Genomic DNA, 22,419 nt, shown 5'->3' with positions numbered 1-22,419 from the left:
CTATCCGCGGGCGTGGCGCGCGCGGCCGGGCGCGGTGCGCGGGGCGGGGAGGGCGGGCGGGGCGGTGCCCAGGGTGCGGGTGACGAAGGCGGCCACCTCGTTCAGCGCGGCGCGCGTCTCGGGCAGCGCGTGCGCCAGCACGGTGAACGCGTGGACCTGGCCCTCCCAGACCTGGAGCGTGTGCGGAACGCCCGCGTCGGCGAGCCGTTCGGCCATCAGCTCGGCGTCCACCCGCAGCACCTCGTCCTCGGCGCACTGGATGAGGACCGGGGGGAAGCCGGCCAGGTCGGCGTTGACCGGGGAGCGGCGCGGGTCGACGGGGCTGCCGGGGGCGGTGCCGGTGCACAGCCTGCCGACCCGGTCCAGCCGCTTGGCGGGGATGAACACGTCCTTGCGGGCGTTGGGGTGGGCGGCCTTGGCGCGGCTGTCGAAGTCGAGCCAGGGCGAGAGGCCGACGACGCCGCCGGGCCCGGCCAGGCCCTGGCGCCGCGCCTCCAGGGCCACGGCGAACGCCAGGTGCCCGCCCGCGGAGTCCCCGACGCAGACGACGGAGGAGCCGCCGCCCGCGACGCGGCCCGCCAGCAGCCGGTAGGCGTCGAGGGCGTCCGCGATCGAGTCGTCCAGCAGGCCGTGGGGAAGCTGGCGGTAGTCCACGGAGAGCACGGGCAGGCCGGTGCGCAGCGCGAGGCGTTCGACCACGCGCCGGTGGGTGGCCAGGCCGCAGAAGACGAACGCCCCGCCGTGCAGGTAGAGCAGCCCGCCGGGGGCCTGGGCGCCGGTGCCGCGGGGGCGGACCAGCTCGCCGCGCCAGGTGCCGCCGTCCACGCGCTCCAGTTCGGTGGCGCGCAGCCGGGGCAGCGGCCGGAAGACGAGGTTGACCACCGGCATGAGGCGGGCGAGGGGGCCGCGCAGCGGCCACCAGGCGAGGGTGGTCCGGACGAAGATCCGGCTCAGCAGGCGGATGAACGCGGCCTTCGGGCCGCGGCCCCCGGCTCGGTACTCGGACATGGCCCGGCCTCCCGCTGCTCGGCGTGCGGTGATTACCGGACGGTAGCAACTGGGTGCGGGGCAGCGGAAGGCCCGGTCAGCGGAAGGCCTGCTCCCCGGTCAGGGCCTTGCCGATCACCAGGGCGTGGACCTCGCTGGTGCCCTCGTAGGTCAGGACGGACTCCAGGTTGTTGGCGTGGCGCAGCACCGGGTATTCGAGGGTGATGCCGTTGGCGCCCAGGAGGGTGCGGCACTGGCGGGCGATGGCGATGGCCTCGCGGACGTTGTTGAGCTTGCCGACGCTGACCTGCTCGGGGGTCAGGCGCCCGGCGTCCTTGAGGCGGCCGAGGTGGAGGGCGAGCAGCATGCCCTTGTTCAGCTCGACCGCCATGTCCGCGAGCTTCTGCTGGGTGAGCTGGTAGGAGGCCAGGGAGCGGGCGAAGACGGTGCGGTCGGCGGCGTAGGACAGGGCGGCCTCCAGGCAGTCGCGGGCGGCGCCCAGGGCGCCGAAGACGATGCCGAAGCGGGCCTCGTTCAGGCAGCCCAGGGGGCCGGAGAGGCCGCGGGCGCCGGGGAGCTGGGCGTCGGCGGGCAGCCGGACGCCGTCCAGGACCAGCTCGCTGGTGACCGAGGCGCGCAGGGAGAGCTTGCGGGTGATCTCGGGGGCGGAGAAGCCGGGCGTTCCGGCGGGGACGAGGAAGCCGCGCACGCCCTCCTCGGTGCGGGCCCAGACGACGGCGACGTCGGCGACCGAGCCGTTGGTGATCCACATCTTGGTGCCGTTGAGGATCCAGTCGGTGCCCTCGCGCTTGGCGTGGGTGCGCATGGAGCCGGGGTCGGAGCCGGCGTCGGGCTCGGTGAGGCCGAAGCAGCCGATGGTCTCGCCGGCGGCCATGCCGGGCAGCCAGCGCCGCTTCTGCTCCTCGGAGCCGTACTTCCAGATCGCGTACATGGCCAGGGAGCCCTGCACGGAGACCAGGCTGCGCAGCCCGGAGTCGACGGCCTCCAGCTCCAGGCAGGCCAGGCCGTAGGGGACGGCCTCGGTGCCGGCGCAGCCGTAGCCGGTCAGGTGCATGCCCAGGACCCCGATCCCGCCCAGGAGGCGGGCGAGTTCGCGGGCGGGGATCCGCCCGCTCTCGAACCACTCGGCGACGTGCGGGCGCAGCTCCCGCTCCCCCAGGGTCCGCACGGTGCGGCGGATCTCGCGCTCCTCCTCGGAGAGCAGCCCGTCGATGTCGAGCAGGTCGAAGGGGTGGACGGGTGGCGTCGTCATGCCGGTCTCCTCGGGCTGGTCGCGGGCTTGGCCCGCCGGTCTTGCGGCGGTATACGGTGGCCGGTGGGTCCGGATTGGATCCAGTATCCACAGGGAGGGCGAGGGGATGGACAGCGGGGTGCGCGGGCGTCCGCCGACCGCCCAGGCGTTCGTGGCCGGGGAGCTGCGGCGGGCCATCACCAGCGGGGAGCTGCGGCCCGGCGCGCCGATCCGGCAGGAGGCCCTGGCCGCGCGCCTGGACGTGAGCCGGGTGCCGCTGCGCGAGGCGCTGCGGATGCTGGAGGGCGAGGGCCTGGTGGAGCACCGGGCGCACCGCGGGTACGTCGTGGCCGAGCTGTCGATGGACGGGCTGCGGGAGGTCTACCGCATCCGGGAGCTCCTGGAGGCGGAGGCGCTGCGGGTGGCCGCGGACCGGCTCGCGGAGGCGCTTCCCGAGGCGGAGGAGGCGCAGCGGGAGGTCGAACGCGCCGCCGCGGCGGGCGAGGTGGCGGCGATGGCGGCGGCCAACCGCCGCTTCCACTTCGCGCTGACCGACGCCTCGGGCCTGCCGCGCCTGGGCCGGCTGATCGGCTCGCTGTGGGACGCCACGGACGCCTACCGTTCGCTCTACTACGCGGAGCCGGGCAACCGCGAGCGGGTGGTGGCCGAGCACCGGGCCGTGCTCGCGGCCCTGCGCGCGGGGGACGCGGAGGCGGCCGTGCGCCGGCTGGATCACCACCGCGCGGGGGCGGTGGCCGCCCTGGGGGCGGTGCTGGAGCGCCCCTGAGGGGCGCGCGCCGGGGGCGGAGCCCGGCGCTTGGCGGCGGACCGGCGCGCATCCGGGCGTTGCCCCGCACGTGGGGGCGGACCCGTGCGGATCGGAAAAGAAAGGGCCGGGAAGAGTGATTTCCCGGCCTTCCGGTCGTTGAGTGCCGTGAGGGTGCCTCACCGGCCCTCCCGCTCCGGGGAGATGACGATCCACCGATTTGACACCCTGACACTCCGTACAGATTATGTCAGCATGTTGGACGCAGAGGCGAGGCAGCGGCAGATCCTGGCCGCGGCGCTGCGCACCTTCGGCCGGTACGGCTTCCGCCGCACGTCGATGGCGCTGCTCGCCGAGGCCGCGGACCTCTCCCGGCCCTCGCTGTACCAGCACTTCCGGGGAAAGGAAGACGTCTTCCGCGCGGTCACCGCCGACCTGATCGACGGGATGACCGAGGCGGCGGAGCGCGCCGCGCGGGCCGAGGGCCCGCTGGAGGAGCGGCTGTTCGGCGTCCTCTCCGTGAAGGCCTGCGCGCTCGGCGGGACGGTCGATCCTCCGCTGCGGGCGGAGATACTCAGGGACGCCGAGCGGGTCGCCGGGGACCTGCTGGTGTCCTGTCACCGCCGCATGCTGACGACGACCAGCGGGCTGCTGCGCTCCGCCTCGGACGAACTGCGCCTGATCGGCGAGGAGTTCGACGCCGAGGAGGTGGCCGCCCTGCTCCTGGCCGCGGTCCTCGGGATCTCCCAGGAGCCCTCGGACGCCGAGGTCATGGAACGCCGTCTGCGCGACCTGGTGCGGCTGACCGTCCGCGGCCTGCGGGCGGCCTGACCGCCGCGGGGCCCACGCCCCGCCGCCCCCGTCGTCACCCAGCCCCCGCCCGCTCCAAGGGAACCAAGGGAGTCCCTCGTGGACCGCGAAACCGTATTCCGGCGCCGCTGGCTCATCCTGGCCGTTTTAAGCCTGAGCCTCATCGTCATCGGCCTCGACATCCTGATCATCACCATCGCGCTGCCCGACATCCAGACCGACCTGTCGGCCGGCGCGACCGCGATGCAGTGGACCGTCAACGCCTACACCCTCGGCTTCGGGGGACTGCTGCTCCTGGCGGGCGGGCTCGCCGACAGGTTCGGCCGCAAACGCGTGCTGTCGCTGGGGCTCACGCTGTTCCTGCTGTTCTCCCTCGGGGCCACCTACGCCGGCAGCGCGGAGGCGCTCATCGCGTTCCGCGCGGGCATGGGCATGAGCAGCGCCCTGATCATGCCCACGACGCTGGCCATCATCAGGAACGTCTTCCCGCCGCACGAGCAGTCCCGCGCCATCGCGCTGTGGACGGCGGCGGCCGGGATCGGAGTCCCGCTGGGCCCGGTGGTGGGCGGGGTGCTGCTCGACACCTTCTGGTGGGGGTCGGTCTTCCTCATCAACATCCCCGTGGCGGGCGGAGCGCTGCTGGCCGGGGCGTGGCTGCTGCCCGAGTCGCGCGACGAGCGGCACGCGGGCCTGGACCTGCCCGGTGCAGGTCTCTCCGTGGCCGGCCTTGTCGCCCTCGTCTACGGGCTGATCCAGGGCCCGGAGTGGGGCTGGTCCGCGCCGGGCACGTGGGGGCTGATCGCGGGCGGCTTCCTGCTGCTCGTCGGCTTCGCCGCCTGGGAGGGCCGCACACAGCGGCCGATGCTGGACGGGGTGCTCTTCCGCAACCCGCGCTTCACCGGGCCCGCGATCTCCATCACCTGCGTCGCGTTCACGCTCTTCGGCGCACTGTTCCTGGTCACCCAGTACCTCCAGTTCGCGCTGCGCCTGCCGCCGCTGGAGGCCGGGCTGCGGATGCTGGCGATCTGCACGCTGATCCTCACCTCCGCGCTGGCCCCGATGGTGGTGCGGCGGCTGGGCCTGAGGGCGACCATCGCGGGCGGCCTCGCCGTCATCGCCGCCGGGGCCGCGCTGCTGTCCACGGTGGACGCGCAGAGCGAGGACCGGGCGCTGGTGGCCCTGGGTCTGCTCGGCCTCGGCCTCGGCCTGGCGATGCCCCCGGCCGCGGACTCCATCCTGGCCTCCTCCCCCGCCGGGCAGTCCGGCGCCGGGTCGGCCGTGACGGACACCGCCATGCAGGTGGGCGGCGCCCTGGGCATCGCCGTGATGGGCAGCGTGCTGACCACCCGTTACCGCGGCGAGCTGCCCGCTCTGGACCACCTGCCGCTCCCGGCCCGGGAGGCGGCGGCCGACTCGCTCGGCGGCGCGCACGCGGTGGCCACGCGCGTGGGCCCCGCCGGGGACGGGCTGCTCACCGCCGCCGACCGCGCGTTCGAGGTGGCGCTGTCCAACGCCACGCTGGTCGGCGCGGCCGTCGCCGGGGCCGGGGCGCTGGCCGCGGCGCTGGTCCTGCCGCGCCACCCGCTGGTCCCGGGCAGCGGCCCGGGCGAGGCCGCTCCCACCGTTCCGGAGCAGGCCAGGGGCCCGGAGAACGGGGACGGCGAGGACTGGCTCAACGCGGCGACCGGCGCCCCCGCCCGCCGCGGGCGCTGAGCCCGCCCCGCCCGCGCCCCCTCCCGAGCCCTCGCCCGCCCCGGCGCCCGCCCCTCGCGGCGGGGCGCCGGGGCGGATCCGTTCCTGTGGCTGGTGGGGCAGCCCGGGCGTTGGCATGATGAACGCGCCATCGGCCAGGGGATTTTGAGGGGACAGATGCCGCCAGCTTCCGCGCGCGCCGGATGGATCTTCCTCGGCCTGGCGGTGGCGGGCATCGGCGGCGCCGTGGCCCTGGCCGCCCGCTTCCAGCTCAGCGTGCCCGGCCTGCTCGCGGGCCTGCTGCCCGGCCTGGCCTCGCTCTACCAGTCCTGGGACAGCTTCCGCACCGCCCGCCCCGAGCCGTCCCTGGACGACGTCGCCCAGGTGCTGGCCGGTGCCGTCCGCGACGGCTGGCACAAGGAGCTCCAGCGGCGCGGGCTCAACGACGCCCCGCTGCTGCCCGTCTCCTGGCGCGCCGCGCCCGCTCCGCTGGCCGAACCCCTCGACGTGCTGCGCGCGGAGGCCCGCTCCTGGCCCGGCCGCCCCGCCGCGGACCCGGCGGGCTGGGCCACCGACCCGGCCCAGCTCGCGGGCGAGGGCACCGCGCTCGCCGGGGTCCTCGCCCACCGCGTGCCCACCCGGCGCCTGGTGGTGCTCGGCGCCCGCGGGGCGGGCAAGTCCACGCTGCTGATCCGGCTGCTGCTCTCCCTCCTGGCCGACCGCGCAGGGCCCGGCGACCCCGTGCCGGTGCTCTTCACGCTCGGCACCTGGGACCCGGCCGCGCAGGGGCTGAACGACTGGCTCGCCGGCCGGCTGGCCACCGACTACCGCGGCCTGGGCAACCCCGCCCCCGGCGCCCGGGAGGGCACCCGCGCCCGCGCCCTGCTGGACGAGCGGCGGGTGCTGCCGATCCTGGACGGCTTCGACGAACTCCCGCCCTCCGTCCGCCCGTTGGCGCTGCGCCGGATCAACCAGGACCTGCCCCCGGGCCAGGGCGTGGTGCTTTCCAGCCTCACCGGCCCCTACCGCGCGGTGACCGACCCGCCGGCCGGCCTGCCCGTGCACCTGTGGGGCGCGGCGGGCGTGGAGGTGCTGCCGCTGGCCCCGGCGACGGTGGCCGCGTTCCTGCGGCGGGACGCGGGCGGGGCGGGCACGGCCTCGGCGGCGCGCTGGGAGGGCGTCATCTCCCGCCTGGGCACGGGCGCCCCGGTGGCCGGGGCGCTGGACAACCCGCTGGTCCTCTCCCTGGCGCGGGTGGTCTACAACCCGCGCGACGGGGAGCGGGCCGGCGCCCTGCCCGACCCGGGCGAGCTGCTGGACCGGCGGGCCCTGCCCACCGCGGAGGCGGTGCGCACGCACCTGTACGACGCGTTCGTCCCCGCGGCCTACCGGCCAGGCCCCGGCCCCCGGACCCGTGAACGCTGGCCCGGCCCCCGGGCGGAACGCGCCCTGTCCGAGCTGGCGCGCCACCTGGAGCGCAACCTGCGCGGCGCCCCGGACCTGGCGTGGTGGGAGCTGCGCCTGGCCGTGCCGCGGCGGCTGCCCCGGCTGCTGGCGGAGGCCGCCTGCGGGCTGGTGCTGGGCCTGGGCGTGTTGTGCCTGGTGCAGGGGCTGCTGCGCTCGCTGCTGGCGGAGGGTGGGTTGTCCGCGCCGTGGGCGACGGTGGGCGTGCCGGCGTTCGCCGTGGCCAACGCCCTGGCCGGGCGGCTGGACGAGCGGGTCGCCCGCGCCCGCCCCGGCCCGGTGGCGCGCCGGCTGTGGAACCTGCGCTGGCTGCTGCTCGGCGCGGCGGTCTGGGGTGCGGGCTGGGCCCTGCTGGACCGGGAGCACGGCCTGCTGCTGGGCCTGGTCGCGGGCCTGATGACGGGGCTGACGCTCGGGGAACCGGGCAACTCCCCCGCCGCGCAGATCCGGTGGGCCTGGAGCTGGAGCGGGGTGGCGGTGGGCCTGGCGGGTGGGGTGAGCGCGGCCATCGCCTTCGGAGCGGGCGTGGGGCTGCCGGTCGGGGTGCTGTGCGGGCTGACGTTCGGGGTGACCAACGGGTGGCGGGCCGGGTCGGCCGACGTGGCCACGGCCGTGGGCCCGGCGGCGCTGCTGGCGCAGGACCGGCGGACGTTCTTCCGCCTGATCGGCGTGGTCGGCGCCGCGGGCGCGGTCACGGGCGGGGTCCTGGGCGGCCTGGTGTACCGGGCCGCGGAGGACGCGGCGGGAGGGATGGCGTTCGCGGTGACCGTCAGCGCGCTGGCGGGCGCGGGCATCGGCGCGGCCGTGGGCCTCATCCCGGCCTGGGAGCAGGGCGCGTGGGGGGCGTTCACGGTGGCCCGCTGCCACCTGGCGCTGCGCCGGGACCTGCCGCTGCGGCTGATGGGCTTCCTCGCCGACGCGCACGAGGGCCGCGGCGTGCTGCGGCAGGTGGGCGCGTACTACCAGTTCCGGCACATCGCCCTCCAGCGCCGCATCGCCCTGGGCCGCCGCTGAGCGGTCGTGTTGGATGGGCCGCATGCATGGATCACAGTCGATCGAATCGCCGTGGGGCGTCTCGGTGTTCGGGTCCGCCGGGGTGTCGGCGGCGCCGGACCTGGCGCACGTGCGGCTGGCCGTCAGCCAGACCCGGCAGAAGCCGGCGGAGTCCCTGTCGGTCACCCGCGGCGCGGTCAACCGGGTGCGGGAGGTGGTGCGCGGCCACGGCGTGCGGGACGCGGACGTGGCCTCCTCACGCCTGAACCTGCGCTCGGCCTGGAGCTACGGCGGGGGCCAGCGGAAGTTCCTGGGCTACGAGTGCAGCGCCTCCTTCGCCGTCACGGTGCGGCAGCTCGACGCGCTGGAGCCGCTGCTGGTGGCGCTGGTGGAGGCGGGGGCGCACGAGGTGCGGGGCGTGGAGTTCGACGTCTCCACCAAGCCGGAGCTGCGGGCCCGGGCGCGGGTGCGGGCGGTGGGCGCCGCGCGCGAGAAGGCGGCCCTGTACGCGGAGGCCGCCGGGGTGCGGCTGGGCCCCGTCATCCACATCACGGACGTGGACGCCGAACGCCTTCCCGCCCCCTCCCGCGCCGGGTCCTCCGCCTCCCCGCCCGCGGGCGACCCCGACCTGGCCCCCGGCGCGATCCGCGTCCAGGCCGCCGTCCTCCTGGGCTTCTCCCTGATCGACGGCTGAACGGGCCGCCGCCGCCCGGACCGGCGGCGGGCCTCAGCGCGTGGCCTGGACCGCTTCCCGGATGGCCAGGCAGGCGGCCCCGCGGGCCCACACGTCGTCGTCCGCCGGGTGGGCCACCAGCTCGCAGTCCGCCGCGGCGGTGGAGAAGCCGTGCGCCGCCATCGCCGCGCGGCAGGCGGGGCCGAAGTACTCGTAGGCGCGCAGGCTTTCGCCGGTCAGCACGATCTTCTGCGGGTTCACGAGGTTGCACAGGGTCGCCAGGGCGCGCCCGAGCGCCTCGCCCATGACGGCGAACGCCTCCAGGGCCGCGCTCTCGCCCGTGGCGGCCCGTGCCAGGGCCTCGGAGATGGACGCGCACGGAACGCCCGACGCCTCGGAGATCGCACGCAGGATCGCGGGGTCGGCCGCCACCGACTCCAGGCACCCGCGGTTCCCGCAGGAGCACGGCGGACCGTCGGGCTGCACGGGCACGTGGCCCAGCTCCCCGGCCAGTCCGCCGGAGCCGGCGTACAGCCCGCCACCGATCAGCAGCCCGCAGCCGATGCCGGCGCCCACGGTGACCACCGCCAGGGACTCGCTGTCCCGGCCGGCGCCGAACCACCGCTCGGCGACGAGCAGGGCGTTGGCGTCGTTGTTCACCACCACGGGCAGGCCCAGCTTCGCCGACAGCGGCCCGGCGACGTCCACGTCCTCCCAGCCCAGCACGCCCGAGCGCACGCAGCGCCCGGTGCGGGAGTCCACGTGGCCGCCCAGGCCCACTCCGGCGCCCAGCAGGCGGTCGGCGGAGCGGTGGTCGGCCGCCAGCAGGAAGGCCGCCGCCTGCGCCGCCAGGGTCAGCACGTCCTCGGGCTCGGCGCCGGCCGCGACCGGCAGGCGGCTGCGGGAAACGATGGTCGCCTCCAGGTCGGTCAGCACGGCGGTGACGCTCTGCGGGGCCAGCTTCACCCCCAGCACCAGGTGCCGGTCCCGGGCGACCGCGAGGATGCGCTGGGGACGGCCGCCCTCCGAGGCCCGGGCCCCTATCTCCCTCAGATACCCCGTCTCGATCAGGGGGTTGACGGCCCGGGTGACGGTGGACTGGGACAGGCCCAGGCGCCGCGCCAGCTCGGTGCGGGACGCGGGCCCCGCGGTCAGCACCTCGGCGAAGATCGCCGCCCTGGTGTCGTCGGCGACCACGCCCGGCACCTCCCGCTCCACCACCACCCGGGGGAAGCCGTTCTCGCCGGTGCCCGCGGTGGCGGAGGCAGTGGGCGGCACGCGGGGCACGGAACCTGCAGACATGAAAGAAAGTGTAAGGCGCGGCGTCACCGGGGTGTTCCCGCGTCCCCGGCCGGGGCCGTCGGCTGGCCGGCGGCCCCGGCCTCCGGGTGGCCGACAGCCTTGTCCGGCCGAGGAGTTCGGCCCCGGCTGACCCGCTCCCCGCACGCCGGGCGGGCCCCGGAGCCCGCCCTCACTTCCTTGCTCGCTGCACATTAGCCCGCGCGCGCCGTCGGCCCCGGGGGGGCGGCCACCCCGCCCCGGCCGCCGCATCCGGGCCCCATGGGGCGAAAGCGGAACCCCCGCCGGCACGGGCGCCCCCGTTCTCCTCGCCGCCGGGCCGCGCGGAGCCGCGGCCTGGCCCTCCGGGGCCCGCAATTCATTTCGCGCGCATGTTTCCGGGGGGTTGACGCCAGGAAACTTCCAGCCTACAAATAAGCCCTGCGCGCCGCCGGAGCGGCGCACAGCGATGCCCGAGCGATGCGAGGTAGCAGCAGGTGTCCTTCTCTTCAGCAGCCCTTTCCCAGGCCCCGTCTCCGGCCGGCCCGCCGGCCACCGGCGAGCCCTGGTGGAAGTCGGCCGTCGTCTACCAGATCTATCCGCGCAGCTTCGCCGACTCGGACGGAGACGGGATCGGGGACATAGCGGGCATCACGGGACGGCTGGACTACCTGGCCCGGCTCGGCGTGGACGTGCTGTGGCTCTCGCCGGTGTACCCCTCGCCGCACGCCGACAACGGATACGACATCAGCGACTACCAGGACATCGACCCGGTCTTCGGCACCCTGGAGGACTTCGACGCGCTGCTCGCCGCCGCGCACGACCGCGGCATGCGGCTGGTGATGGACCTGGTCGTCAACCACACCTCCGACGAGCACCCCTGGTTCCGGGAGTCCCGGGACGGCGGTCCCGGCAGCGCGAAACGCGACTGGTACTGGTGGCGCCCGGCCCGGCCGGGCATGGAGCCGGGAACGCCCGGGGCCGAGCCGAACAACTGGGCCTCCTGGTTCTCGGGCCCGGCCTGGACCTTCGACGAGGCGAGCGGCGAGTACTACCTGCACACCTTCGCCCGCAAGCAGCCCGACCTGAACTGGGAGAACCCCGAGGTCCGGCAGGCCGTGCACGCCATGATGCGCTGGTGGCTGGACCGGGGCGTGGACGGCTTCCGGATGGACGTCATCAACCTCATATCCAAGGACCCGGCCCTGCCCGACGGCCGCGTGCCCGAGGGAGCCCGGTACGGCGACGGCCACCCCTTCTACGTCTGCGGCCCGCGCATCCACGAGTTCCTCGCCGAGATGCACCGCGAGGTCTTCGCCGGCCGCGGGGAGCGCCTGCTGACCGTGGGCGAGATGCCCGGCGTCACCGTCGAGGAGGCCAGGCGGTTCACCGACCCGGCCCGGGCCGAGCTGGACATGGTCTTCCAGTTCGAGCACGTCGGGCTCGACGCCGGACCCGGCGGCAAGTTCGACCCCCGGCCGCTGCGGCTGACGGACCTCAAGGCGTCCCTCGCCCGCTGGCAGACCGGCCTGAACGAGACCGGCTGGAACAGCCTGTACTGGAACAACCACGACCAGCCCCGCGTCGTTTCCCGCTTCGGCGACGACTCCCCGGCCCACCGCGTGCGCTCCGCGACCCTGCTGGCCACCGTCCTGCACCTGCACCGCGGGACCCCGTACGTCTACCAGGGCGAGGAGCTGGGCATGGCCAACGCCCCCTTCGCCGCCATCGAGGACTTCCGCGACATCGAGTCCCTCAACCACCACCGGGAGGCGGTCACCGCCGGCGAGGACCCGGCCCGGGTCATGGCGGCCCTGCGCGCCCGCAGCCGGGACAACGCCCGCACCCCGATGCAGTGGGACGCCGGCCCGCACGCCGGATTCACCACCGGCCGGCCATGGATCGGCGTCAACCCCGACCACACCGAGGTCAACGCCGCCGCCCAGCTCGACGACCCGGAGTCCGTCTTCCACCACTACCGGCGCCTGATCGCGCTGCGCCACAGCGAACCCGCGGTGGTCCACGGGGACTTCCGGCTCCTGGCGCCCGAGGACGAGCGCGTCTACGCCTTCCTGCGCCGGCACGCCGACAGCGGCACCGAGCTGCTGGTGGCGGCCAACTTCGGCGCCGAGCCGACGGCGTTCCCCCTCCCGGAGGGCTGGAGCGGGGCCCGGACGCTGATCGCCAACGTGCCCGGCGACCCCCTCCCGCCGGCCGGCTCCCTCCCGCTCGGCCCCTGGGAAGCCAGGGTCCTCACCCGTCGCCTCCCCTGACCGCGACCGCACCCACCCCGCGGGCACGCACAGCGCAGTGAAGAAAGGCACCACCATGACACTCCCACGGATACCCACCCGGAGATCCGTCCGCGCGGCCCTGGCGGCGGCAGCGGCGACCCTCTCCCTGCTGGCGGCCTCCGGCTGCGGCGGATCCGGCGACGGCGGCGGGCAGACGTTCACCATCTGGCACTACGAGGACCCCGAGGGCGCGCTCGGCACGGCCTGGCAGGCGGCGATCGAGGAATTCGAGCGCACCCACCCGGACGTGACCGTCGAGTTCGAGCTGCGGACCTTCGACCAGATGCAGCAGACCTCGGGGATGGTGCTCAACTCCGACGAGGCCCCCGACCTTATGGAGTACAACAAGGGCAACGCCACTGCCGGGCTGCTCTCCTCCCAGGGCCTGCTCACCGATCTCACCGAGGTCGCCCAGGAGCGCGGCTGGGCGGACATGCTCGGCGAGAACCTCTCCACCGCCGCGCGCTACGACGACAGCGGCCGGATGGGCGGCGACCGCTGGTACGGCATCCCCAACTACGGCGAATACGTCCTGATGTACTACAACCAGGACATGTTCGAGGAGTACGGCATCGAGGTCCCCACCGACCAGGCGAGCTTCGAGACCGCGCTCCGGCGCTTCGCCGACGAGGGCGTCACCCCGATCGCCAACGCCGGCAACGACCACCCCGCCCAGCACTGGCTCTACCTCCTGGCCCTCACCCAGGCCGACCAGGAGTGGGTCGAGAACTACCAGTTCCGGGGCGAGACCGACTTCGGCGGCCCGGAGTGGACCTACGCCGCCGAGACCTACCGCGAGTGGCTGGACCGCGGCTACTTCGCCGAGGACTCCGTCGGCCTGGTCGGCAACGACATGACCGAGAGCTTCGTCGCCGGCGAGCACCCGATCATGGTCGGCGGGAACTGGTGGTACGGCGGACTCGCCGACGACATCCGGGACTTCGAGTGGGGCGCCCTGCCCTACCCGGGCAGCGAACTCGCGCCCGGCTCGGCGGGCAACCTCTGGGTCGTTCCCGCCCGCTCCCAGCAGCAGGAACTGGCCTACGACTTCATCGACATCACCATGTCCCCCGAGATCCAGGCCCTGCTCGGCAACGAGGGCAGCGTCCCCGTCTCCGTGGACCCCGCCGACATCGAGGACGAGCGCGCCCGCGACGTGATCACCGGCTTCCAGTCGCTGGAGGAGAACAACGGCCTGGCGCTGTACGCCGACTGGCCCATCGCCGGCTACTACGACACCTATGTCGCCGCCGTGCAGAACCTGATGAACGGCGCCCGCCCCGAGGACCTCCTCGACGAAATCGCCGGCCCCTACGAGGAATTCGCCGCCTCCCTCGGCTGAGGCCGGGCGCAGGTGGCATCGGCACCGAACGGCGGCGGGCCGCACCCCCGGCCCGCCGCCGCCCTCGCGGCAAGGAGCGACACGTGACGCAGAAAACACTCCCGCAACGCCTGTGGCGGCGGCCGACGGCCGCGAGGGGCTACGGCGGCTACCTGGCACCCGGCCTGCTGCTGTGCCTGCTGTTCCTGGTCGTGCCCCTGGCCATGACCATCGGCTACAGCTTCACCACCTGGCAGGGGATCGGCGACCCCGAGTGGGCCGGCCTCGACAACTACACCCGGCTGCTGGAGGATGACACCTTCTGGGCGTCGTTCCGGAACATCGGTTTCATCATCCTCGGCATGGCCGTCGTGCCCACCCTGCTCGGCCTGATGCTGGCCGCCGTCCTCTTCGACCACATCGCCAAGCGCGCCCCCGCCGCCCTGGTCAACGGCCTGCGCTCCGGCCTCTACCTGCCCCAGGTCATCCCGGTGGCCGTCACCGGCCTGATGTGGGGCTGGATCCTCGCCCCCCAGGGGGCGGTCAACGACCTGCTGGAGGCCGTCGGCCTGGGGGGCCTGACCCAGAACTGGCTCGGGGACCGCGACCTGGCGCTGTGGAGCGTGCTGGCCGTCCTGGTATGGATGCAGCTCGGCTATCCGCTGGTCCTCTTCCTCGCCGGCCTGCAGCGCATCGACCCCGAGCTGTACGAGGCGGCCGACCTGGACGGCGCGTCCTGGTTCCAGCGGTTCACCCGCATCACGGCGCCGCTGCTGCGGCCCGAGCTCTACGTGGTGCTGGTGACCACCACGATCGCCGGCCTGAAGGTCTTCGCCCAGATCTACGTGCTCACCGGCGGCGGCCCGGGCGACGCCACCCTGGTGCCCTCCTACTTCGCCTACCAGAACTTCTTCGAGCGCGCGGACGTGGGCTACGGCTCCGCCATCTCCACCGTGATGACCGTGATGGTCATGGCGATCGCCGCCGTCTTCCTCTTCCGCCAGAACAGCGACGACCGAGGAATGTGACCCGCCATGACACTCACCACCCCCGAGGCACCGGCCGGCCTCCCCGCACCGACCACGCCGGGCAGGGGCCGCGGCCGTTCCCGGCGGGCGGGCCGGGCCGACACGCGCCTGCCCCGGGCCCGCGCCCGCCGGCCCCTGCTCTTCTGGCCGGTGACGGCCGCGGTCACGGCCTTCGTGCTGGCCTTCGTCGCGCCCTTCCTGGTCATCGTGACCAACGCCTTCAAGACCTCGGCCGACTACCGCAACAACGGCCCCCTGTCCTGGCCCGAGGAGTGGAACTGGGACATCCTCGCCGACGTGTGGGAGCGCGTCGGCTTCACCCAGAAGCTCGTCAACAGCGTCCAGATCAGCCTGGGCGTGGTGCTCATCGCCGTGGTCCTGGCGCTGTTCAACGCCTACGCCCTGGGCATCGGCCGGGTCCGGTGGCGCAACGCCTTCCTCGTCTTCTTCCTGGCGGTCAACGTGCTGCCGCAGGAGGGCATGGTCTACCCGGTCTACTACGTCTTCCGGGAAGTGGGCCTGTACGACACCAAGCTGGGCTACACGCTCCTCATCGGCGTCGTCTACAGCGCCTTCGGCACCTACCTGCTCACCTCGGTCTTCGCCGGCTTTCCCCGCGAGCTGCTGGAGGCGGCGGCCCTGGACGGCGCGAGCCGCTGGACCACCCTGTGGCGCATCGTCCTGCCGATGAGCTGGCCGACCCTCTCGGTGATGTGCGTCTTCTTCTTCGTCTGGAGCTGGAACGAGTTCCTCATGCCGCTGGTCCTGCTCATCTCCGGCGAGAACCAGACCGTCCCGCTGGGCCTGTCCGTCCTCCAGGGCCAGTACAGCAGCGACCCGACCGCCATGAGCGCCGCGGCCCTGCTCGGCGTCGTCCCGATGATCGCCTTCTTCCTCGTCTTCCAGCGCACCCTCACCCGCGGCATCAGCGCCGGCGCGGTCAAGTGACCGCGCCCTGGTCCTGCACCTCGCGGGCCCATGCCTCCAGGCCGGCGCGGAAGCCGGCGCGGTCACGGGGGGAGAGGGCGTCGAGGGCGCGCAGCAGGGGGGCGGCGCGGGCGGTGACGAGGCGTTCGACGGCGGGGTGGAAGGCGGGGGCGAGGGAGACCAGGACGCGGCGGCGGTTCCCGGGGTCGGGGCGGCGCTCGACGACCCCGGCGCGGTACAGGGCGCCGACCAGTTCGCTGGCGGTCGGCAGGGAGACGCGCATCCGGCGGGCCAGCTCGCCCACGGTCAGCGGGCGCTCGGAGGCCAGGAGTTGCGGGAGCAGCGCGCCGTGGCGCGGGGTCAGGCCGTGCTCCTCCATCGTGAGGCGCTGGCCGTCCTCGGCTACCCCGGGGAGGTCGCGCGGTGGGTCGAGGACTACCGGGCGGCGATGCCCCACCACGAGCCGCCGGCCCCCCGCTTCGCGCTGGACCCCGCCGACGCCTCCTCCTGGCGGCCGGCGCTGGGCGCCTTCGACCGCAGCGGGGACTGGGAGGTGCTCTTCGCGCGGGAGCTGGCCGAGGCCCCCTGGCGGCAGGTGCTGGCCCGCTGGTGGCCGCGGCTGCTGCCGGGGCTGTGGGCCGGACTCACGCACGGCGTGATCCGCACCGCCCACGCCGTGCGCGGCCTGGCCGCCGCCGAGGAGCCCACCCCCGCCCAGCTGACCGAGCCGGCCCGGGGCCTGGCCTACTGGGCGGCCCGCTGGACCGCGCTGCCCGGGCAGCCGCGCCTGACGGGAACGCACGACCTGGCCGCCGCGGTCGCGGCCGTGCCCCGGCCCCCGCGCCAGGAGGGGGAACGCCCGGGGCCGGGGATGGCGGCCGGGCGGCTGGCCCGCCTGGGCTCCCTGCCCGGGTACGAGGAGGCCCCGTGCCTGCCCGCGGCCGACCAGGCGCCGCGGCTGCTGGGCGAGTTGACGCTGCGCTGCGCCGACGTCTGCCTGCACCACCCGGAGGTGTACCCGGTGCCGCTGGTGCACGGGGTGACCGCCCCGGCCGCCGTGCGGCTGGTCCTCCCCCACCGGCCGGCCTGGTGGAGCCCTCGCTGGCCGCGCTGTGGCAGGTGGGCACGGCCTTCCTGATGGCGTTCACCACCGGGCGCGACGGCGAGGGCACGGCGGCCTGGCGCGAGGAGGCCGGGGCCCTGCCGGTGCCGGCGCCCGGCGAGCCGGCCGCGCGGGCTGCGGAGCACGGGGACGAGCACGTCATCAAGGTCACCGAGGCCTGCCTGCGGGAGTACGCCCTGGTCCCCGAGGAACGGTACCTGGCCGCCGCGGCTGCGGCCCAGCGCCGGATACCCCCGCTGCGCCAGGGCGGCGGCGGCCGGGGACTCACCCGGGCCTGAGCCGGGGGCCGGCCGGGGGCGATTTCACGCGCTTCAACAAGTGCGCCGCCCCCGGCGGCCCTTGGCGATCCCCGGTCCCCGGAAGCCTTCCCTGCACGGCCTTCGACGGCACACCGCAGGGAGGACACCCGCATGGACTTCACCCCGGGCGCGACCACGGGCCTGTACCGGGCAATGACGGGCGCCGCGGCACCGTACGCCACGGCCCGGCGGGGCGCCGTCACGGTCGCCCCCGGCCTGCCCCGCGACGCTTCGGTGCTGGTGCTGGGCGCCGGCGTCGCGGGGCTGACGGCCGCCTACGAGCTGCTCTCCGCCGGCGTCGAGCGCTGCCGGGTCGTGGAGGCCCAGCCGCGCGCCGGCGGGCGGAACTTCACGGCCCGCACCGGCACGGTCATCCGCGAGACGCACGGCTCCGAGACGTGGGCGCACACCTGCGCCTTCGACGAGGGCCTGTACCTCAACCTCGGCCCCGGACGCATCCCGCACCACCACCGCCGGGTGCTGCGGTACTGCCGGGAGCTGGCCGTTGCCCTGGAGGTCTACGTCATGGAGACGGCCGCCAACCGGGTCCACGCCACGGCCGGCCTCGGCGGCGAGCCGCTGCCCAACCGCCGCGTCACGCACGACACCCGCGGGCACATCGCCGAACGCCTGGCCCGCTCGCTGCTGGAGAACGGCCTGCCGCCGCTGGACGCGCAGAGGCGGGCGCTGTGCGACCTGCTGCGGGTCTTCGGCGACCTGGACGGGGACTTCCGCTACCGGGGCTCCACCCGCGCCGGGTACCGGGGGCCGATGGGGATGTACGACCCCTGGGAGGACCCCGAGCCGGCGCCGCCGCTGGGTCTGGAGCGGCTGCTGGCCTCGCGGTTCTGGTCGGAGACGATGTTCTACCAGCCGCAGGAGTACCTGTGGCAGCCGACGCTGTTCCAGCCGGTGGGCGGGATGGACCGGGTGGTGCGCGGCTTCGTGAACGCCCTCCGCGAGCGCTGGGGGCCCGAGCGCGTCCAGCTCGACTCCCCCGTCACCGGCATCGAGGCGCTGCGCGACGGGCGGGTGCGCGTCACCTGGCGGAACGGGCCGCCCGGCGGGCGGGTCGTCGACCACGTGCTGTGCTCGATCCCGCTGCCGGTGCTGAGCCGGTCGGTGGCCCTCGAAGGCTTCCCCGCGCCGTACCGGGAGGCGATCGAGCACGTGCGCTTCGCGCCGACCTGCAAGGTGGGCTGGCAGGCCGAGGAGCGGTTCTGGGAGTCCGACCGGGAGCAGATCTTCGGCGGCATCAGCTACACCGACCACCTCATCACGCAGATCTGGTACCCCTCGAACGACTGGTTCGCCGCCAGGGGGACCCTCACCGGCGCCTACAACTACGAGGAGGACGCCGAGGCGCTGGGCGCGATGTCCTGGGAGCAGCGGCTGCTGGCCGCCCGCGAGGGCGCCCGCGAGCTGCACCCGGAGCGGTGGACCGACGAGGCGGTGCCGCTGGAGAAGGGACTGTCGATCGCCTGGCACCGGGTGCCCTTCCAGCGCGGCGGCTGGGCGGACTGGCGGGTGGGGAATGCCAGGGACACCGAGATGTACCGGCGGCTGCTGGAGCCGCACGGCGGCTTCCACGTGCTGGGCGACCAGGTCTCGCCGCTGCCGGGCTGGATGGAGGGCGCGATGATGTCGGCCGAGTGGGTCCTGGGCCAGCTCGACGGCACGCAGCCCAGGTCCGTGCCCCTGGTCACCCGCGTGCCCGACTCCCGGGCCCTGACCCGCGGTCTGGGGTGAACGGCCGCGGGCGCGGCGTCCCGGCGGCCGGCCCCGGCGATCGGGGCCGGCCGTACGCGGGGAGCGCTCAGCCGCCGATGAAGCCCTGGGCCACGAGCCAGTCGCGGGCCACGTCCTCGGGGTCGAGGCCGTCGAGGTCCACCTGGGCGTTGAGGTCCTGCAGCTCGGCGTCGGTCAGCGCCGCGGCTATCGGCTCGAACACGGCGGCCAGGTCGGGGTTTTCCGCGTACACCGACTCGCGCACGGTCAGCGCCGGGTTGTAGACGGGGAAGAACCCCTCGTCGTCCTCCAGCACCGTCAGGCCCAGGGCCGGGATGCGGCCGTCGGTGGTGGCCGCCTCCCCGAAGGCGCAGGGGTCGCCGCCGGCCACGGCCTCGTAGATCGCGCCCGCCGCCATGGTGGCCAGGTCGCCGTCGGGGACCTCGAAGCCGTAGGCGTCCTGAAGGCCCGGCAGGCCGTCGTCCCGTCCGGCGAACTCGGCTGCCACGCACAGCGATCCGGCCGAGGGCTCCTGGCGGACCAGCGCGGCGTACTCGGAGAGGGTGGAGACGCCCAGCTCCTCGGCCCGGTCCGCGAGCGCGACGATGGCGTAGGTGTTGTTGGCCGGGGCGGGGGCGAGCCATCTGACGTCGTTCTCGCTCAGGTCCTGCTCGGCGGCCCTCGCGTACTGCTCGGCCGGGTCCCCGATCGGGTCGGTGTGGCCGAGGTAGTTGATCCAGGCCGTGCCGGTGTACTCCCAGTACATGTCGATGTCGCCCGACTCCAGGGCGCTGCGGGTGGTGTTGCTGCCCTGGAGGCCGCACTCCTCGGAGACCTCGGCGCCGACCGAGCGCAGGGCCAGGCCGGTGACCTGGCACAGGACCAGCTGCTCGGTGAACTCCTTGGAGCCGACGGTGAGGGAGGCGCCCTCCAGCGAGGCGTGCTCGGCGAGGCTGCCGGGATCCGCGTCGCCGCCGGAGGACTCCAGCGAGCAGCCGGCGGCGGTCACGGCCAGGACGGCGCTGAGGGCCGCGGCGGGCAGGGCGGGCGTGGGCCGGCGGCGGATGAGCGGGCGCATGGGGCTTCCTAACGTCGGACGGGCGATTCGTGGGGTACGGCGGGGCGCGCGGGGGGCGCCCGCTAGAGGCCGCGGGGGCGGAGGGTGCGTTCGGCCAGGCCGATCAGCCAGTCGCAGGCCAGGGCCAGCACGGCGGTCAGGACGCAGCCGGTGAGCAGGACGGGAGTGCGGTTGAGGGAGATGCCGGTGTCGATCAGGCCGCCCAGGCCGCCGGCGTTGGTGTAGGTGGCCAGGGTGGCGCTGCCGACGTTGAGGATCAGGGCGATCCGCAGGCCGGCCATCATCACCGGGACGGCCAGGGGGAGTTCGACGCGCAGCAGGACGGCGGTGCGGGTCAGGCCCATGCCGCGGGCGGCGTCGATGAGGGAGCGGTCCACGCCGCGCAGGCCGACCATCGTGTTGCGCAGCACCGGCAGGACGGAGACGAGGACCAGCGCGATCAGCGCCTGCTGGAAGCCGATGCCCACGGTGACGGCGAGGAGGACCAGCACACCGATGGAGGGCACGGCCTGGCCCATGTTGGCCAGGGCGAGGACGGGCCAGGCGAAGCGGGCGGGCCCGGGGCGGGTGAGGAGGACGCCGAGGGGGATGGCCAGGGCGATGACCAGGCCCGTGGAGGCGCCCACCAGCCGCAGGTGCTCCAGGAGCTGGCGGGTGATGACCTCGCGGTCCAGGGCGCGGGTCTCGATGCTGTCCAGCTCCTGGCCGTTGATGTGGAGGTAGAGGGCCAGGCAGGCGGCGGCCAGCAGCAGGGGCGTGACGAGGAGGCCGAGCGGCGAGCCGCGGCCGGCGGCGCCGTTCCGGGGCGCGGCGGGGGCGGCGGGGGCGGCGGGCCCGGCGGGGGCGTCGTGGGCGGTGACGGTCATGAGGCCCCGCCCGGAGCGGGCAGGGAGCGCAGCACCGAGGCCCAGGTGAGCGCGCCGAGGGGGCGGTCGCTCTCGTCCACGACGGCGACGGTGTCCTGGCGGGCGCGGAGCATCGCGTCCAGCGCGTCGTAGAGGGTTTGGTCGGCGCGGACGCGGGCGAGGTCGCGCGCCCCGTCCGGGCCGGGCCACCGCAGGACGCGGCCCTCGGCGTCCACCCGGACCGCGCGGGGCCCGGAGCCGGAGGCGGAAGGCTCCTGGCCCGGCGGGACGGGCACGACCGGGTCGAGCGCGAGGGTACCGACGGGCGCGAGGCGCAGGCCGCGGATGGCCGTGCCGTCGCCGAGGAAGGAGGCGACGAACTCGTCGGCGGGCGCGGCCAGGATGCGGGCCGGGGTGTCGTACTGGGCGATGCGGGCGCCCTCGGTGAAGACGGCGATGCGGTCCCCGAGCCGGACGGCCTCGGCCACGTCGTGGGTGACCAGCACGATCGTCTTGCGGATCTTGGCCTGGATGCCGAGGAATTCGCTCTGGAGCCGCTCGCGGGTGATGGGGTCGATGGCACCGAAGGGCTCGTCCATCAGCATCACGGGCGGGTCGGCGGCCAGGGCCCGGGCCACGCCGATCCGCTGCTGCTGCCCTCCGGAGAGCTCCTTGGGGTAGCGGCGGCGGAACGCGGCCGGGTCCAGGCCGACGAGGTCGAGCAGGTGGTCCACGCGCTCGCGCACGCGCCTCTTGTCCCAGCCGAGGGTGCGCGGGATGAGGCCGATATTGTCGGCGACCGTCATGTGGGGGAAGAGGCCGACCTGCTGGATGACGTAGCCGATGCGTCGGCGCAGCCGGTCGGGGTTGACGCGGGTGACGTCCTCGCCGTCGAGCAGGATGCGGCCCTCGGTGGGCTCGATGAGGCGGTTGATCAGCCGCAGGGTGGTGGTCTTGCCGCAGCCGGAAGGGCCGAGGAGGACCACGGTCTCCCCGGCGCGGACGTCCAGGGAGAGGCGGTCGACGGCGGCCCGGTCCTGGCCGGGGTACCGCTTGCTGACCTTGTCCAGACGGATCATCACGTCGGTGGCCGCCTCCGCCGGGGCGGGCTCGGGGCTGGACCGCGGGACGGACTCGGGGGCCGGCTCCGGGATCGTGTCGGGGGTCATGAGATGCCTCGCGAGGTGGTCAGGCGGGAGAGCACGACGAAGAGCAGGTCGAGGGCGAGGGCCAGCAGCGTGACGCCGAGGGTGCCGGCCAGAACCTGGTTGAGGGCGTTGGCGCCGCCTATGCGGGCCAGCCCGTCGAAGATCAGCTCGCCCAGGCCGGGACCGTTGACGGCCGCGGCGATCGCGGCGATGGCCACGCTCATCATGGTCGCGGTGCGCACCCCGGCCAGGACCACGGGCCAGGCCAGCGGCAGGCGGATGCGGCGGGCGCGCTCCCAGCGGCCGAGACCCATGCCGCGGGCGGCGTCCTCGACGGCCGCGGGGACCGATTCGAGGCCGGTGACGGTGTTGCGCAGGATCGGGAAGACGGCGTAGAGCACCAGGGCCACGATCGTGGGCCCGGCGCCCAGGCCCAGCAGCGGGATCAGCAGGCCGAAGAGGGCCAGGGAGGGGATGGTCAGCATGGTCCCGGCCACGGACAGCGCCACGCGCGCGGCCCGCGGGCGCCCGGCCAGGGCCACGCCCAGGCCGACGCCCAGAGCGGCGGCGATCCCGACCGCGATGAGCACGACCTGCGCGTGCTGGGTCATCAGCACGGCGATATCGGGCCACTCCCGGTCCAGGTACTCGGAGAAGCTCATGCGCCTCCCCCCAGGTTCGTCGTACGCATGTTCCCGATCCTTCCCGCCCCT

The 22,419-nt window shown here is 74.9% G+C and carries 20 protein-coding genes; 12 read left to right on the top strand and 8 right to left on the bottom strand.

The annotated features are described in order from the left end of the window. Positions 1-1,008 (bottom strand): alpha/beta hydrolase, encoded by a 1,008-nt coding sequence (locus RM780_RS21805; protein ID WP_311632534.1) that lies wholly within the window; start codon positions 1,006-1,008, stop codon positions 1-3. A 76-nt stretch (positions 1,009-1,084) separates the two neighbouring features. Next, positions 1,085-2,260 (bottom strand): acyl-CoA dehydrogenase family protein, encoded by a 1,176-nt coding sequence (locus RM780_RS21800; protein WP_311632533.1) that lies wholly within the window; start codon positions 2,258-2,260, stop codon positions 1,085-1,087. A 106-nt stretch (positions 2,261-2,366) separates the two neighbouring features. On the opposite strand from RM780_RS21800, the gene RM780_RS21795 reads away from it, so the two are divergent. The 5 genes from RM780_RS21795 (at position 2,367) to RM780_RS21775 (ending at position 8,658) form a co-directional block, all read left to right on the top strand. Next, on the top strand, positions 2,367-3,026 hold the full coding sequence (locus tag RM780_RS21795; protein WP_311632532.1) for a GntR family transcriptional regulator: 660 nt from the start codon (positions 2,367-2,369) through the stop codon (positions 3,024-3,026). A gap of 234 nt (positions 3,027-3,260) precedes the next feature. Then, positions 3,261-3,836, top strand: coding sequence for a helix-turn-helix domain-containing protein (locus RM780_RS21790; RefSeq protein WP_311632531.1), 576 nt, complete (start codon positions 3,261-3,263; stop codon positions 3,834-3,836). A 78-nt stretch (positions 3,837-3,914) separates the two neighbouring features. Next, a complete protein-coding gene (locus RM780_RS21785; protein WP_311632530.1) occupies positions 3,915-5,528 on the top strand; it encodes an MFS transporter in 1,614 nt (537 codons plus the stop codon). Between the two features lie 156 nt (positions 5,529-5,684). After that, positions 5,685-7,985: an NACHT domain-containing protein gene (locus tag RM780_RS21780; RefSeq protein WP_311632529.1), complete on the top strand. Its 2,301-nt coding sequence runs from the start codon at positions 5,685-5,687 to the stop codon at positions 7,983-7,985. A gap of 22 nt (positions 7,986-8,007) precedes the next feature. Further along, entirely contained in the window at positions 8,008-8,658 is a 651-nt protein-coding gene (locus RM780_RS21775) for an SIMPL domain-containing protein (RefSeq protein WP_311632528.1), read from the top strand. 33 nt (positions 8,659-8,691) lie between these two features. Here the strand turns inward: RM780_RS21775 and RM780_RS21770 are convergent, their stop codons facing one another. Beyond that, positions 8,692-9,939 (bottom strand): ROK family transcriptional regulator, encoded by a 1,248-nt coding sequence (locus RM780_RS21770; RefSeq protein ID WP_311632527.1) that lies wholly within the window; start codon positions 9,937-9,939, stop codon positions 8,692-8,694. Between the two features lie 473 nt (positions 9,940-10,412). On the opposite strand from RM780_RS21770, the gene RM780_RS21765 reads away from it, so the two are divergent. From RM780_RS21765 to RM780_RS21750, 4 genes are all read left to right on the top strand, one after another. Continuing rightward, on the top strand, positions 10,413-12,188 hold the full coding sequence (locus tag RM780_RS21765) for an alpha-glucosidase (RefSeq protein ID WP_311632526.1): 1,776 nt from the start codon (positions 10,413-10,415) through the stop codon (positions 12,186-12,188). Positions 12,189-12,243: 55 nt separating this feature from the next. Next, on the top strand, positions 12,244-13,551 hold the full coding sequence (locus tag RM780_RS21760; protein WP_311632525.1) for an ABC transporter substrate-binding protein: 1,308 nt from the start codon (positions 12,244-12,246) through the stop codon (positions 13,549-13,551). 83 nt (positions 13,552-13,634) lie between these two features. After that, a complete protein-coding gene (locus tag RM780_RS21755) occupies positions 13,635-14,558 on the top strand; it encodes a carbohydrate ABC transporter permease (RefSeq protein ID WP_311632524.1) in 924 nt (307 codons plus the stop codon). A 6-nt stretch (positions 14,559-14,564) separates the two neighbouring features. Next, positions 14,565-15,506, top strand: coding sequence for a carbohydrate ABC transporter permease (locus RM780_RS21750; RefSeq protein ID WP_311632523.1), 942 nt, complete (start codon positions 14,565-14,567; stop codon positions 15,504-15,506). Here the strand turns inward: RM780_RS21750 and RM780_RS21745 are convergent. Continuing rightward, a complete protein-coding gene (locus tag RM780_RS21745) occupies positions 15,499-15,864 on the bottom strand; it encodes a MarR family transcriptional regulator (protein ID WP_311632522.1) in 366 nt (121 codons plus the stop codon). The two genes, RM780_RS21750 and RM780_RS21745, sit on opposite strands and share 8 nt — an antisense overlap. Here RM780_RS21745 and RM780_RS21740 point away from each other — a divergent pair. The 3 genes from RM780_RS21740 (at position 15,853) to RM780_RS21730 (ending at position 18,656) form a co-directional block, all read left to right on the top strand. Next, positions 15,853-16,623, top strand: coding sequence for a hypothetical protein (locus RM780_RS21740; protein ID WP_311632521.1), 771 nt, complete (start codon positions 15,853-15,855; stop codon positions 16,621-16,623). The genes RM780_RS21745 and RM780_RS21740 overlap by 12 nt on opposite strands. Then, complete coding sequence (locus tag RM780_RS21735) at positions 16,575-16,886, top strand: hypothetical protein (RefSeq protein WP_311632520.1); 312 nt, start codon at positions 16,575-16,577, stop codon at positions 16,884-16,886. Before RM780_RS21740 ends, RM780_RS21735 begins: the two co-directional genes overlap by 49 nt. Positions 16,887-17,018: 132 nt before the next feature. Further along, the gene (locus RM780_RS21730; protein WP_311632519.1) at positions 17,019-18,656 is read left to right on the top strand and encodes a flavin monoamine oxidase family protein; all 1,638 of its coding nucleotides are present in this window, start codon (positions 17,019-17,021) and stop codon (positions 18,654-18,656) included. Positions 18,657-18,723: 67 nt separating this feature from the next. On the opposite strand, the gene RM780_RS21725 is transcribed toward RM780_RS21730, so the two are convergent. From RM780_RS21725 to RM780_RS21710, 4 genes are all read right to left on the bottom strand, one after another. Continuing rightward, a complete protein-coding gene (locus RM780_RS21725; RefSeq protein ID WP_311632518.1) occupies positions 18,724-19,713 on the bottom strand; it encodes a glycine betaine ABC transporter substrate-binding protein in 990 nt (329 codons plus the stop codon). A 62-nt stretch (positions 19,714-19,775) separates the two neighbouring features. After that, entirely contained in the window at positions 19,776-20,579 is an 804-nt protein-coding gene (locus RM780_RS21720) for an ABC transporter permease (protein ID WP_311632517.1), read from the bottom strand. Continuing rightward, the gene (locus tag RM780_RS21715) at positions 20,576-21,727 is read right to left on the bottom strand and encodes an ABC transporter ATP-binding protein (RefSeq protein WP_394813045.1); all 1,152 of its coding nucleotides are present in this window, start codon (positions 21,725-21,727) and stop codon (positions 20,576-20,578) included. Before RM780_RS21715 ends, RM780_RS21720 begins: the two co-directional genes overlap by 4 nt. Then, on the bottom strand, positions 21,724-22,368 hold the full coding sequence (locus RM780_RS21710; RefSeq protein ID WP_311632516.1) for an ABC transporter permease: 645 nt from the start codon (positions 22,366-22,368) through the stop codon (positions 21,724-21,726). Before RM780_RS21710 ends, RM780_RS21715 begins: the two co-directional genes overlap by 4 nt. Positions 22,369-22,419: the final 51 nt, after the last annotated feature.

The organism is Streptomyces boetiae, assembly GCF_031845405.1.
GTDB lineage: Bacteria > Actinomycetota > Actinomycetes > Streptomycetales > Streptomycetaceae > Streptomyces > Streptomyces boetiae.
This window is presented reverse-complemented; position numbering and strand designations above follow the sequence as displayed.

Coding starts and splice junctions, on each gene's coding strand:
- RM780_RS21805 (WP_311632534.1), bottom strand. CDS start 1,008: ATGTCCGAGTACCGAGCCGGGGGCCGCGGCCCGAAGGCCGCGTTCATC.
- RM780_RS21720 (WP_311632517.1), bottom strand. CDS start 20,579: ATGACCGTCACCGCCCACGACGCCCCCGCCGGGCCCGCCGCCCCCGCC.
- RM780_RS21750 (WP_311632523.1), top strand. CDS start 14,565: ATGACACTCACCACCCCCGAGGCACCGGCCGGCCTCCCCGCACCGACC.
- RM780_RS21715 (WP_394813045.1), bottom strand. CDS start 21,727: ATGACCCCCGACACGATCCCGGAGCCGGCCCCCGAGTCCGTCCCGCGG.
- RM780_RS21780 (WP_311632529.1), top strand. CDS start 5,685: ATGCCGCCAGCTTCCGCGCGCGCCGGATGGATCTTCCTCGGCCTGGCG.
- RM780_RS21790 (WP_311632531.1), top strand. CDS start 3,261: ATGTTGGACGCAGAGGCGAGGCAGCGGCAGATCCTGGCCGCGGCGCTG.
- RM780_RS21795 (WP_311632532.1), top strand. CDS start 2,367: ATGGACAGCGGGGTGCGCGGGCGTCCGCCGACCGCCCAGGCGTTCGTG.
- RM780_RS21725 (WP_311632518.1), bottom strand. CDS start 19,713: ATGCGCCCGCTCATCCGCCGCCGGCCCACGCCCGCCCTGCCCGCCGCG.
- RM780_RS21770 (WP_311632527.1), bottom strand. CDS start 9,939: ATGTCTGCAGGTTCCGTGCCCCGCGTGCCGCCCACTGCCTCCGCCACC.
- RM780_RS21775 (WP_311632528.1), top strand. CDS start 8,008: ATGCATGGATCACAGTCGATCGAATCGCCGTGGGGCGTCTCGGTGTTC.
- RM780_RS21760 (WP_311632525.1), top strand. CDS start 12,244: ATGACACTCCCACGGATACCCACCCGGAGATCCGTCCGCGCGGCCCTG.
- RM780_RS21730 (WP_311632519.1), top strand. CDS start 17,019: ATGGACTTCACCCCGGGCGCGACCACGGGCCTGTACCGGGCAATGACG.
- RM780_RS21800 (WP_311632533.1), bottom strand. CDS start 2,260: ATGACGACGCCACCCGTCCACCCCTTCGACCTGCTCGACATCGACGGG.
- RM780_RS21745 (WP_311632522.1), bottom strand. CDS start 15,864: ATGGAGGAGCACGGCCTGACCCCGCGCCACGGCGCGCTGCTCCCGCAA.
- RM780_RS21710 (WP_311632516.1), bottom strand. CDS start 22,368: ATGAGCTTCTCCGAGTACCTGGACCGGGAGTGGCCCGATATCGCCGTG.